General features: G+C 64.8%; 11 protein-coding genes. 4 read left to right on the top strand and 7 right to left on the bottom strand.

The window, feature by feature from the left end:
* Positions 1-357 precede the first annotated feature (357 nt).
* The 7 genes from AC5V87_RS36720 to AC5V87_RS36750 form a co-directional block, all read right to left on the bottom strand.
* On the bottom strand, positions 358-1,131 hold the full coding sequence (locus AC5V87_RS36720; protein WP_456842302.1) for a thioesterase family protein: 774 nt from the start codon (positions 1,129-1,131) through the stop codon (positions 358-360).
* A 208-nt stretch (positions 1,132-1,339) separates the two neighbouring features.
* Entirely contained in the window at positions 1,340-2,308 is a 969-nt protein-coding gene (locus AC5V87_RS36725) for an NAD(P)H-dependent flavin oxidoreductase (protein WP_456842301.1), read from the bottom strand.
* A gap of 178 nt (positions 2,309-2,486) precedes the next feature.
* The gene (locus tag AC5V87_RS36730; RefSeq protein WP_456842300.1) at positions 2,487-3,887 is read right to left on the bottom strand and encodes an aspartate ammonia-lyase; all 1,401 of its coding nucleotides are present in this window, start codon (positions 3,885-3,887) and stop codon (positions 2,487-2,489) included.
* A gap of 31 nt (positions 3,888-3,918) precedes the next feature.
* Positions 3,919-4,449 carry a hypothetical protein gene (locus tag AC5V87_RS36735; RefSeq protein ID WP_456842299.1) on the bottom strand — a complete coding sequence of 177 codons (531 nt, stop codon included), beginning with the start codon at positions 4,447-4,449 and terminating at the stop codon, positions 3,919-3,921.
* A 46-nt stretch (positions 4,450-4,495) separates the two neighbouring features.
* The gene (locus AC5V87_RS36740) at positions 4,496-5,098 is read right to left on the bottom strand and encodes a YqaA family protein (RefSeq protein WP_456842298.1); all 603 of its coding nucleotides are present in this window, start codon (positions 5,096-5,098) and stop codon (positions 4,496-4,498) included.
* 45 nt (positions 5,099-5,143) lie between these two features.
* Complete coding sequence (gene hisE / locus AC5V87_RS36745; protein WP_456842297.1) at positions 5,144-5,548, bottom strand: phosphoribosyl-ATP diphosphatase; 405 nt, start codon at positions 5,546-5,548, stop codon at positions 5,144-5,146.
* A 116-nt stretch (positions 5,549-5,664) separates the two neighbouring features.
* Positions 5,665-6,030, bottom strand: a complete 366-nt coding sequence (locus AC5V87_RS36750; RefSeq protein WP_495369369.1) for a hypothetical protein — start codon at positions 6,028-6,030, stop codon at positions 5,665-5,667.
* Between the two features lie 226 nt (positions 6,031-6,256).
* On the opposite strand from AC5V87_RS36750, the gene AC5V87_RS36755 reads away from it, so the two are divergent.
* From AC5V87_RS36755 to AC5V87_RS36770, 4 genes are all read left to right on the top strand, one after another.
* On the top strand, positions 6,257-7,318 hold the full coding sequence (locus AC5V87_RS36755) for an ABC transporter substrate-binding protein (protein WP_495369370.1): 1,062 nt from the start codon (positions 6,257-6,259) through the stop codon (positions 7,316-7,318).
* Positions 7,319-7,401: 83 nt separating this feature from the next.
* Positions 7,402-9,198, top strand: a complete 1,797-nt coding sequence (locus AC5V87_RS36760) for a glucan ABC transporter ATP-binding protein/ permease (protein ID WP_456842294.1) — start codon at positions 7,402-7,404, stop codon at positions 9,196-9,198.
* A gap of 176 nt (positions 9,199-9,374) precedes the next feature.
* Complete coding sequence (locus AC5V87_RS36765; protein ID WP_495369371.1) at positions 9,375-10,856, top strand: D-alanyl-D-alanine carboxypeptidase family protein; 1,482 nt, start codon at positions 9,375-9,377, stop codon at positions 10,854-10,856.
* Between the two features lie 218 nt (positions 10,857-11,074).
* Entirely contained in the window at positions 11,075-12,760 is a 1,686-nt protein-coding gene (locus AC5V87_RS36770) for a long-chain fatty acid--CoA ligase (protein WP_456842293.1), read from the top strand.
* Positions 12,761-12,776: the final 16 nt, after the last annotated feature.

A 12,776-nucleotide genomic window follows, 5' to 3' on the forward strand; every position in this document is an offset into this window, starting at 1 on the left:
AGCGTCCCCGATGGGAAATGGTGGGGTAAATCCCCGGGATTTTACGGTGGTCATTGTGGCTCCGACACCACAGCGCGCAACGGAGTGCGCGCCGACAATGCCGACCCGATTGCCCGCGAATCAGGGAATCACCTAGACCGCTGACGGGGCTGGGAAGCGGAGTACGATATGAGAGTCGCTTCCCTGGAAAGTGCAGTCGCCGCGATCACGTTGATCACGGCTATCATCGTGGTGCTGTGGGAGATCAAGATCTTCTACGGAATGTGAACTGGCAGGATGCCGAGCATCCCTTCCGCGGCGGCGGAAGTCTGCCGTTCATTCGGCGCCATGCACGACCATGACGCGCTTGCCGTCACTTCACCGCTTCTCGATCACCAGGCTCTGCACCGCACGGCCAAAGTAACCTTGCCTGTCGGCCAGCCGCGACATCGCGAGCCCCGCGCCGTCAGGGCCGATCCAGGATTCGCCGTCGAGCAGGATCCACTCGCCGACCGGCTGGCGTGCAAAGCTCACCGTGAGATCGGCGTTGATATAGGTCCAGGCGCGAAAATCGAGGGCCGATGCCGTGCCGTTGGAGAAGTCGGCAGCGACCACGGCACGCATGGCCTGCGAGATCGCTTCACCCTCGATCAGCGGATGGTCGACGCGAAACCAGATCGCGCCGGCGCCGGCTTGGCCGAAACGGCCGCGCGCGGCGCGCATCGAGACCGATCGCACGAACGGGCTGGTGGCGGCGTGACCGTCCTCGACCAGCGAGTCCTCCGGCGAGGGCAGCGTGACCGGCAGCTGCCCGATGTCATCGGGCAGCGCCTGCGCCTGGCGTCTGATCTTGAGCACGGTGGCACCCACCACTTGCACGCCGTCGGCCAAGAGCTTCACCTCGCAGAGCTGAATCTTGCGGCCCTCGCGCAAAACCTTGGTCACGATGGTGAGCGGTGCCACCGGGACGGGGCGCATCAGGTCGATGGTGACCCGGGCGACGTCCATCGCAACAGGCGTCGGAATGCGCTCGGCCGCCCACGTCACCAGCGAGGCCGGCGCCGAGCCGTGCTGCATGCGCCGGTCCCAGGGTCCGGCAGCGTCCGGGCTGGTGACGACGCTGTTGCCGTCGACGCGGTAGATGGGGGTCATCGCTCAATCCCAGTTGGCTTAGACAATCGGAGCTCAGCAAGAAGGTGTCGCCGCTGCGAAGGCAGGGACCACAATCCCAGGGAGAAGTTGTAGCGCAAGACAGTAACCACGAGCCTTCGCCAAACTCCTCCCTGTGGTGATGGGTCCCGGATCGGCGCTGCGCTTGTCCGGGACGATCGATGAGAGAAATGTGGGACGACGGCCTGCATCACAACGGCGGATCGATCGCTTCCTCGTATTCCTTCTTGAAGCGCGCGATCAGTTCGGCAGCGGGCACGACGCCCTCGATGCTGCCGATGCCCTGGCCCGAGCCCCAGATCTCCTTCCAGGCCTTCGGCTTGGCGCGCTCGCCGGAGGCATCAGTGCCGAAATTCATCTTGGAGGGATCGGAGGTCGGCAGGTTTTCCGGATCCATGCCGGCCGCGAGAATCGATGGCTTCAGATAATTGCCGTGCACGCCGGTGAAAAGGTTGGAATAGACGATGTCGTCGGCGCTCGAACCCGCGATCATCTCCTTGTACTTCTCGACCGCGTTGGCTTCCTTGGTCGCGATGAAGGCCGAGCCGATATAGGCGAAGTCGGCCCCTAAGATACGCGCAGCGCGGATCGCCTTGCCGTTGCCGATGGCGCCCGACAGCGCGATCGGACCGTCGAACCACTTGCGCGTTTCGGCAACGAAAGCCAGCGGCGAGATCGTGCCAGCATGGCCGCCGGCGCCGGCTGCGACCAGGATCAGGCCATCAGCGCCCTTCTCGATCGCCTTGTGCGCGAATTTCTGATTGATCACGTCGTGGAAGACGATGCCGCCCCAGTCGTGAACCGCCTGATTGAGCTCCTCGCGCGCCCCGAGCGAGGAGATGATCATCGGCACCTTGTACTTGGCGCAGAGCTGCATGTCGTGGTCGAGCCGGTTGTTCGACTTGTGCACGATCTGGTTGACCGCAAACGGCGCCGACGGCTTGTCAGGGTGAGCGCGGTCATAGGCCGCGAGCTCTTCGGTGATCCGCGCCAGCCATTCGTCGAGCAGCTCCGGCGGCCGCGCGTTGAGCGCCGGGAACGAGCCGACCACGCCTGCCTTGCACTGCGCGATCACGAGATCGGGCACCGAGATGATGAAGAGCGGCGAGCCGATCACGGGGATCGACAGGCGCCCCTTGAACAGGGCAGGCATGGACATTGCGGAGCGATCCTCTTTTGGCGGTCAAATGGAAGCTGGGGCCCATACCAACAAGGCAATCTTTCCACTGTCAAGTATTGCGTTTTGCCGCCGCGGCGGATGCCGCTACCGAATTCCAAGCAGCGGAATTCTTATCTCACCTCTTGGGAGAGGTGAGGCACCTGCGCGTGACGAAAGATCACCCGATCATATCCGGATTGATCAACCGCTCGAACGAGAACATCTCGTCCCATTTCTCCTGCGTCAGCAGCTTGCGTTCGGTCACCACGATCTGGTGCAGCGACTTGCCGCTTTTGTAGCCCTCGCGCGCGATCTCGGCGCATTGCTTGTAGCCGAGCAGCGGCTTCAGCACGGTGACGATGCCGAGCGAGTTCAGCACCATGTTGCGGGTGTGCTCTTCATTCGCGGTGATGCCGACGATGCAGTTCTCGCGCAGGCTGTTGACCGCACGCTCCATGGTGCGGATCGAGAAGAACAGCGCGAACGAGATCACCGGCTCCATCACGTTGAGCTGGAGCTGGCCGGCGCTGGCTGCCAGCGTCACCGTGGTGTCGAGGCCGATGACCAGGAAGCTGGTCTGGTTGACGACCTCGGGGATCACGGGATTGACCTTGCCCGGCATGATCGAGGAGCCCGGCTGCAATTGCGGCAGGTTGATCTCGTTGAAGCCTGCGCGCGGGCCCGAGGCGAGCAGGCGGATGTCGTTGCAGATCTTCGTCAGCTTGCTCGCGGTCCGCTTGAGCACGCCGGAGAGCTGCACATAGGCGCCGGTATCTGACGTCGCTTCCACGAGATCGCCGGCGAGGATGAAATCGACGCCGGTCAACGCGCTGAGATGCCGGACGGCAAGCTTGGGATAGCCGACCGCAGCGGTAACCGAAGTGCCGATCGCGGTGGCGCCGAGATTGATCTCGCGCAGCAGCGAGCGGGCTTCCGAGATGCGGTCGACCTCCTCGCCGATCGTGGTGCCCCAGCCCCGGAATTCGGCCCCGAGCGACATCGGCACGGCGTCCTGCAAATGCGTGCGGCCCATCTTCAGCACGCGGTCGAACTCGCGGCCCTTGGCGAAAAAGGCCTCCTGCAACTGGCGCAGCGCCGTCATATAGCTCTCGAGCCGCAGGATCAGCGCCAGCCGGAATGCCGTCGGATAGGTGTCGTTGGTGGACTGGCCGTAATTGACGTGATCGTTGGGGCTGACTTTCTGATAGTCGCCCTTGGCAAAGCCGAGCGATTCCAGCGCGAGGTTCGCGATCACCTCGTTGGCGTTCATGTTGGTCGAGGTGCCGGCGCCGCCCTGGATGAAGTCGGTGACGAACTGGTCCATCATGTCGCCGGCGATGACGCGGTCGCAGCCGAGGATGATCGCATCGGCCACTTTGGCGTCAATCGCGCCGAGATCGCGATTGGCCATCGCGGCGGCTTTCTTCACGTAGCCAAGCGCCTTCACGAAGTAAGGCTCCTGATTCATCGGAATGCCGGTGATGTGGAAGTTTTCCTTACCCCGGATGGTCTGGACGCCGTAATAGATGTCGTCGGCGATCTCACGCTGTCCGAGGAAATCCTGCTCCGTACGGCTCATAGGCGCTCCTTGCTGCTCGCGCGTCGCCGCATCAGTTCTGGCATAGCGCGCTGGTCACGAAAGTGTCGGTGCGGCAATCGTCAGGTTTGCGTTGCCGGCCCGGAATCAGAACCTTGGCCGAGCATTTTTCGGCGGAGTCGGCGTTGAGGCTCTTGCCTTCCTTGTAGCCCTTGCTCCGGCAGAGCTGGTCGGCGGCAAGCTTGCAGTCGGGCGCGCCGTTGGACGAGACCGGGCACGCCACGCGCCCCGAGACCATGGTCGAGGGCGTTGCCAGCCGCGACAGGTCGCTCATGGTCTCACTGGGGCTTTTGATCGGCGGCAGGATCGAGGGCAGCTTGTCGAACAGCTTGCCCATTTCGTTGATCAGCCCTGGATTTTCCTCGCGCGCCGGCGGGGCGGGCGTCGATGGCGGCGGGGCGGCCTGCGGCCCCTGTTCCTGAAGGCCGAGCGAGGGAGGTGCGGATTGCGGCCATCCCATCTCGCTGCCGCCAAGCAGGATCAGCAGCACTGCTGAAGTCGTCGTCCCGAACCGCAAGCCCGGATTGCCGGATCGAACCATCATGAGGGCAACCGTAGCCGAAGCCGGCGCCGCGGCAAAGCGTTGCGGGTCAGATCAATCTGACGGCAACGACGAAGCCGAGCACCAGCACGGCCGCGCCGATCGCCACCCATAATCCGAGATGCTCCTCGAGCTTGTGCCGGATCCAGTCGCCGTAGCGGTTGAGCAGGATCGCCACGATGAAGAAGCGGCCGCCCCGCGCGACGATCGAGCAAAGGATGAACAGAATGAGACTATAGCCGGCAAAGCCCGAGGTGATGGTGACGAGCTTGTAGGGGATCGGCGTCAGGCCCTTGAGCAGGATGATAACGGCGCCCCATTCCGCATAGGAGGCGCGGAAGGCTTCGACCTTGTCGCCAAGGCCATAGACCTGGATCAGCCAGTGGCCGACCGAGTCGAACAGCAGCGCGCCGATGGCATAGCCGAGCAGGCCGCCGAGCACGGAGGTGACGGTACAGACCATGGCATAGACCCAGGCGCGCTGCGGGCGCGCCAGCGACATCGGGATCAGCATCACGTCCGGCGGAACCGGAAAGAAGGAGCTTTCTGCGAAAGCCACCGCTCCCATGATCCAGAGCGCGTAAGGCTTGTGGGCGGCGTCGATGCACCAGTCGTAGATACGTTTCAGCATGGCGCCGCGATGAAGCACCATGGGACGGATTTGTCCATCGCGAGTTTTTGAGCGATTTGTGACGCCCTAATGGCGCTTGCGCGCCGCCCGCCCTTCCAGCGCGACAATTGGCCGCCGCGCGGAGATGCGCGGTGAGGCGACCTTGGGCAGTTTCATCGGCGACTTCGGCAGCTTCTCGGCGATGCCCAGCATGTCTTCCCGCCGCGCCATCTCGCGCCAGACGTCATCGGGGCGCACGCCGGCCGACGCCCAAAGCACGGTCAGGTTGTAGAGCAGGTCGGCGCTCTCGCGAACCACGGCTTCGCTATCGCCGTTGACCGCGTCGATCACGACTTCGATGGCCTCTTCGGCCAGCTTTTTCGCCATTTTGGAGGGGCCGCGCTGAAACAGCCGGGCCGTACGCGATGTTGCCGGATCAAGATCCCTGGCCGCGAGCACAGCCAGATATAGCCGCTCAAGCGAATCACTCATGTACGCGAAATTACTCTAAACCGGTGGCGAGCGCGTTAACGCACGACAGCAAAAGCAAAAAACTGGCCGCCGCGGCGCGGCGACGGCCAGTTGTGGTCAACCTTTGGTAGCCAAGGTCAGTAGCAGTTCTGGACATAGCCCTGGCCGCAGAGCTCCGACGGCGCCGAGCCGCCGTAGCGCTGGTATTGGTAGTTGGGGCCCGGACCATAGTAGGGGCCGTAGGCAGGGACGCTGTAATAGGCCGGACCGCCGTAATAGCCGTAGCCCGGACCGTAGGCGTAGGCGTCGCGAGTCGCGGCGATCGCAAGTCCGGTGCCGATGGCGCCCGCAATGGCCGCACCAGCGAGGGCTGCGCCGCCGCCACCATGCCAGTGGCGGCCGCCCGCATAAGAGGCGGTCGGGGCGGCAGCGGTCAGCGCCAGCACCGCGGCCGTGGCAAGGACGGCTTTGCGGCCGCCAAATCTGGAAAATCTGTCAAACATGTCCTGGACCCTCCTTGGGACCTTCAATGGTGCTTGAGACAGGCTCATGTCTCTCAAACACCCGCATCCCATGTTGGGTTCCCCAACCCCAACACAAGCTGAACGAGGTTGCGTAATCGTGACGCAACCTCCGCTCATCCGCCGTTCATATTGGCGTTGAGAGACTGTCCGCCAGCCGGCGCTGCAAGCGTCACGAGATCATAACAATGCGGGACCGGCGCCACTTATGTCTGGATTCAAGACGATCGCCCTTTGCCGTCTGCCGGCCCTTGTGCTCGCCCTCGCAATCTCGCTCGCCGCTCTGCCTGCAAGCGAGGTCACGGCGGGCGAGACCGCCGCGCCGTCCACCGCGATTCACTTCACGTTCGATCGCCCGATCGATGCGAGCATGGCGCCGTTCTTCCTGGCCGCGAAGGACGGCAGTTTCGGCTCCGAGCGTCTCAACGTCTCCTTCAACACCGCCGCCGGATCGCCGGAGGCGCTCGCGCGCGTCGCCAAGGGCGACAGCGAGCTCGCGTTCGTCGACCTCAACGAGCTGATCCGCTTTCGCGACAAGGACGATGCTGCACCCGTCAAGGCGGTGTTCGTGCTGTTCAACCGCGCGCCTTACGCCATCATCGCGCGCCGGAGCCGCGGCATCCATGTGCTGCCCGATCTCGACGGCAAGACCGTCGGCGCTGCCGAGAGCGATCTGTCGATGCGGCTGTGGCCCGCGCTGGCGCAGCAGAACGGCATCAACACCTCGCAGGTGAAATTCCACAAGATCAGCGCCGCGGTGCGCGAGCCGATCCTCTCCGCAGGGCAGGTCGATGCCGTCGCCAGCTTCAGCTATCTATCGGCGGTGAACCTGCGCGATCGCGGCGTGCCCGGCAGCGATCTCGTCGTGCTGCGCTTTGCCGACTACGGCTGCGAGGCCTACGGCTTTGCCGTGGTGGCCAATCCCGCTTTCGCCGCGGCGAAGCCCGAAGCAGTAAAGGGATTCGTCCGCGCCTTGGTCGCGGGCGTCCACGCAACCGTCAAGGAGCCGGCGCGTGCGGCGGATGAGGCCGCGAGCCGCATCGACGACGGCGACCGCGACCTCGAGCTCGAGCGTCTGCGCACCGTGCTCGCCGAGAATATCCTGACCGACGAGGTCAAGCGCAACGGGATAGGCGGCATCGATCCGGCGCGCCTGGAGCACTCGATCGACCAGATCGCGCAGGATTTCAAATTCCGCAAACGCCCGGCGGCCGCCGACATCTTCGACGACCGGTTCCTTCCGCCCGTCGCAAGCCGGCTCGTCAACTGAGCAAAACCGCAAGCTTCCGCTGTATCTCGCGGGCGATCCCTGCTTAAAATGCGGCTCCATCGCCGTCCGAGTTGCTCGCCCGCATGTCCATGCTCCGTCTCTACACCCGTGTTCTCGAACTGCTCGGCAAGGAAGCGCGGCTCGGCTGGCTGCTGGCGGTCGCCAATCTCCTGCTCGCGGGCTCGCAATTCGCCGAGCCGGTGCTGTTCGGCCGCATCGTCGACGTGCTCTCCGGCAAGACGGTGGCCGGGTCCAACTCGGCCTGGCCGTTCCTGGGCGCCTGGGTGGCGTTCGGGCTGTTCACCATCGCCTGCAACGCGCTCGTCGCGCTGCAAGCCGACCGGCTGTCGCATCGCCAGCGCCAGGCGGTGCTGACCAGCTATTTCGAGCACATCCTGCAACTGCCGCTGACCTTCCACTCCGGCACCCATTCGGGCCGGCTGATGAAGGTGATGCTCAACGGCACCGATGCGCTGTGGCGGCTGTGGCTCGGCTTCTTCCGCGAGCATTTTGCCGCGATCCTGTCGGTCGTGGTGCTGCTGCCCCTGTCGCTCTACCTGAACTGGCGGCTGGCGATCCTGCTGTTCGTGCTCTGCGTCGTCTTCACCGCGCTGACGACCTTCGTGGTGCGCAAGACTTTCGGCATGCAGCTGGCGGTCGAGGAGCACTACAGCGAGCTCTCCGCGCGCGCCTCCGACGCACTCGGCAATGTCGCGCTGGTGCAGAGCTTCGTCCGCGTCGAAACCGAGGTGAAGGGACTGCGCTCGGTCGCCGACGAGCTGCTGGCGGCGCAAATGCCCGTGCTGTCGTGGTGGGCGCTCGTCACCGTCATCACGCGCGCATCGACCACCATCACGGTGCTGGCGATCTTCACGCTCGGCATCGCGCTGCACGACCAGGGCCTCACGTCGGTCGGCGAGATCGTGATGTTCGTGAGCTTTGCCACGCTGCTGATCCAGAAGCTCGAGCAGGTCGTGAGCTTCATCAACAACGTCTTCATGGAAGCGCCGCGCCTGCGTGAATTCTTCGGCGTGCTCGATGCCGTGCCCGCGGTGCACGACCGGCCCGATGCGATCGACGCGGGGCGGCTCTCCGGCCTCGTCGAGTTCAACGACGTCACCTTCTCCTATGACGGCAAGCGCCCGGCGGTCGAGGACCTCTCCTTCACCGCGCTGCCCGGCCAGACCATCGCGCTGGTCGGCCCGACGGGTGCCGGCAAGTCGACCGCGATCGCGCTCTTGCATCGCGCCTTCGACCCGCAATCCGGCTTCATCAAGATCGACGGCATGGACGTGCGCGGCGTGACGTTGACATCGCTGCGGCGGAACATCGGCGTCGTGTTCCAGGAAGCGCTGCTGTTCAACCGCTCGATCGCGGAGAATCTGCGCGTCGGCAAACCGGATGCGACCGAGGCCGAGATGCGCAAAGCCGCGGAGCGCGCACAGGCCATCGACTTCATCGAGCGCAGCGGCGGGTTCGAGACCAATGCCGGCGAGCGCGGCCGCATGCTCTCCGGCGGCGAGCGGCAGCGCCTGTCGATCGCCCGCGCTCTGCTGAAGGATCCGCCAATCCTGATCCTGGACGAGGCAACCTCCGCGCTCGATGCCGTCACCGAGGCCAAGGTGAACGCCGCTCTCGACGAAGTGATGAAGGGCCGCACCACCTTCGTGATCGCCCATCGTCTGTCGACCATCCGCAATGCCACGCGGATCCTGGTGTTCGAGAATGGCCGCGTGATCGAAAGCGGAACTTTCGATGAACTCGTGGCCAAAGGCGGCCATTTCGCCGAGCTCGCCAGGGCCCAGTTCATGGTGCAGGAAAACGCACGGGCCAGCGTGACGGCGGCCGAGACTGCCGCGACTGCGGTCAAGTCCCCGTAAGACCGTCGAAATTCGGCCTATTTCATTGCGGAATACAGCACCGATCCCCCTATTCTCGACGGACCAGCCGGTATAGGTTTGCGACGCCGCAAGCGGCGGCGCCGGATTTCAGAACCGAACGTCAGATCACGAGAGCCGACCGTATCAGGCGGGTCTCCAAGGACCGGAATCGGATAGTGCACGCCATTCGCCCGCTGCTTCGCAAATCGCTGTTCAACCTGGTCGCGGCGACGCTCGCCTGCGCCGCATTGCTCGCGCCGCGCGCGGCGGGTGCGGAAGCGCTGCTGCTGATCGAAGCCGACAGCGGCAAGGTGCTCCAGGCGGAGAACGCGACCATCCCGTGGTATCCGGCCTCCGTCACCAAGATCATGACCGCCTATGTGACGCTGAAGGCGGTGAAGGACGGCAAGCTCACGCTCGACACGCTGCTGACGGTGTCGCCGACGGCCGCCTCGCAGTCGCCGTCAAAGATGGGGTTCCGGCCGGGCACGCAGCTCACCGTCGACAACGCGCTGAAGATGATGATGGTCAAGTCGGCGAACGACATGGCCGTGGTGCTCGCCGAAGGCGTCGGCGGCTCGATCGATGGCTTCTCGGCGATGATGAACGACACCGCGCAGCGGCTCGGCATGACGCAGACGAGCTACGTCAATCCGAACGGCCTGCCCGCGGACGGCCAGATCACCTCCGCGCGCGATCTCGGCATTCTCGCGCGCTCATTCCTGCGCGACCTGCCCGAATACGAATACTTCGTGCACATCCCGGCGATCCGCTTCGGCAAGCGCGTCACCGGCAATTTCAACAAGCTGATCGGCCGCTATCCAGGCGCCGACGGCTTCAAGACCGGCTTCATCTGCGCCTCCGGCTACAATCTCGTCGCCTCCGCCACGCGCAACGGCCGCCGGCTGATCGCGGTGGTGCTCGGCGCCAACTCGGGCACCGCGCGCGCGGTGAAGGCGGCGCAGCTGCTCGAGCGCGGCTTCAGCCAGGACAATCTCACCTGGCTCCGTCCATCGCTCGGCACCGTCGATAAGCTCGTCCCGGTCGATGCCTCGCCGCCGAACCTGCGCGAGGAGATGTGCGGCGGCCACCGCAAGCGCCCGGCCAGCGACGATGACGACGCGCTGATCGCCACCAATGGCGGCTCGGCCGGATCGGCCTCGGCCACCGGCGGCGAAGCCCAGGTCACCTTCTTTACGGCCGGCCTCCAGCCGCCGCTGATGAAAGCCTCCGAGCTGATGGCCTCCGCTCCGGCGGCAGCCGAGCCCGTGCTTGTCTATACCGGCCCGACCCGCACCGGCACCGCCCTGATCGCGGCGGTCGCCGCCGATGCTGACCAGCAGGCGACGCCAAAAGCGCGTGGCAAGAAACCGCGCGTCGCCAAGAAGCCCGACGCGGCCGACAAGCCCGCGGATAAACCGAAGGAGCCGAAGACGGCGGCGGCGAAGCCGGATGCTGCCAAGCCCGATGCGAAGAACAATGCGAAGGGCGACGGCAAGACCGCAGCCAAGCCGGCCGCCGCCAGGCATGCCGCGGCCAAGCCGGATGCCGCGGCGAAACCGGCTGAGAAGCCCGCGAGCGGGGATGCGGCGGCAAAGCCCGCCAAGCCCAAGGCCGCGACCAAGCCTGCGGCCGCCAAGCCGGCCAACAACAGTTAACGCCGCCTCATAACTACATCACAGCTAACGCATCAGAATTAGATCACAGCCTGCGCTTCGCAGTTGCGGGAGCGCGGTTTGCGAGGATTCCAGTAGCCACTCCCCGGCCTTTGCCCTAAGCCACGACGGCTTGCCACCCGTTGCGGCAGGCTCGATACTGCCGGCAATGAGGCAAGCCCGAGACACAGCGGGCTCTGGTGCAAGAGAGGGGAGTTTCCATGGAGCGCATCTGGCTCAAGCAATATCCGCCCGGCGTGCCCGCCGATATCGAGCCGACGCAATACGCATCGCTGGTCGATCTCCTGGAGGAGAGCTTCACCAAGTTCGCCGACCGCAAGGCGTTCATCTGCATGGACAAGTCGATCAGCTATCGCGACCTCGACCAGATGTCGCTGGCGCTCGCCGCTTACCTGCAGGGTCGCGGCCTGCAGCGCGGGGCTCGCGTCGCGATCATGATGCCGAACGTGCTGCAATATCCGGTCGCGACCGCTGCCGTGCTGCGCGCCGGCTACGCGGTCGTCAACGTCAACCCGCTCTACACCCCGCGCGAGCTCGAGCATCAGCTCAAGGATTCCGGCGCCGAAGCCATCATCGTGCTGGAGAATTTTGCTCACACTGTCGAGCAGGTGATCGCGAAGACGGACGTGAAGCATGTCATCGTCGGCAGCATGGGCGATCTGCTCGGTTTCAAGGGCATGATCGTCAATCTCGTCGTCCGCCGCGTCAAGAAGATGGTGCCGGCCTTCTCGCTGCCGGGCGCGGTGTCCTTCAACGACGCGCTTGCGGCCGGCCGCGGCTTGACCTTCAACAAGCCGAAGCTCTCACCCGGCGACGTCGCCTTCCTGCAATATACCGGCGGCACCACCGGCGTCTCCAAAGGCGCCACGCTGCTTCATCGCAACATCGTCGCCAACGTCCTGCAGAACGACGCCTGGCTCCAGCCGGCGCTGGCGCAGCCGCCGCATGTCGAGCAGCTGATGATCGTGTGCGCGCTGCCGCTCTACCACATCTTCGCGCTGACGGCGTGCTACCTGCTCGCGGTGCGCGCCGGCGGCTGTAACCTGTTGATCCCGAACCCGCGCGACATTGCCGGCTTCGTCAAGGAGCTCGCAAAGTACCAAGTCAACAGCTTCCCGGCCGTGAATACGCTCTATAACGGGCTGATGCAGCACCCTGATTTCAAGAAGCTCGACTTCTCCAAGCTGAAGATCTCCAACGGCGGCGGCATGGCTGTGCAGCGCCCGGTGGCCGAGCAGTGGAAGGCGGTGACCGGCTGCTTCATCGCCGAAGGCTACGGCCTGTCGGAGACCTCGCCGACGCTGACCTGTAACCCCGCGACCACGACCGAGTTCTCAGGATCGATCGGCATCCCCGTGCCGTCGACCTGGATCTCGATCCGCGACGACGACGGCAACGAGCTGCCGCTCGGCCAGGCCGGCGAGATTTGCGCCAAGGGTCCGCAGGTGATGTCGGGCTACTGGAACAGGCCGGAAGAGACCGCCAAGGTCATGACGGCGGATGGCTATTTCCGCACCGGCGACATCGGCGTGATGGACGAGAGGGGCTACACCAAGATCGTCGACCGCAAGAAGGACATGATCCTGGTCTCAGGCTTCAACGTCTATCCGAACGAGATCGAGGAAGTGATCGCGAGCCATCCCGGCGTGCTCGAATGCGCCGTGATCGGCATCCCCGATTCCAAGTCGGGCGAGGCGGTGAAGGCCTTCGTGGTCAAGAAGGATCCGAATCTCGCGGCGGAGGACGTCATCAGGTTCTGCCAGGAGCAGCTCACCGGCTACAAGGTGCCCAAGCACATCGAATTCCGCACCGACCTGCCGAAGACCAATGTCGGCAAGATCCTGCGCCGGCAGCTGCGCGACGAGAAGAAGGCGGAGGCGGCGTAAGCCGCATCGCTGATTC

It is taken from the genome of Bradyrhizobium sp. SOJA106 (assembly GCF_059448745.1).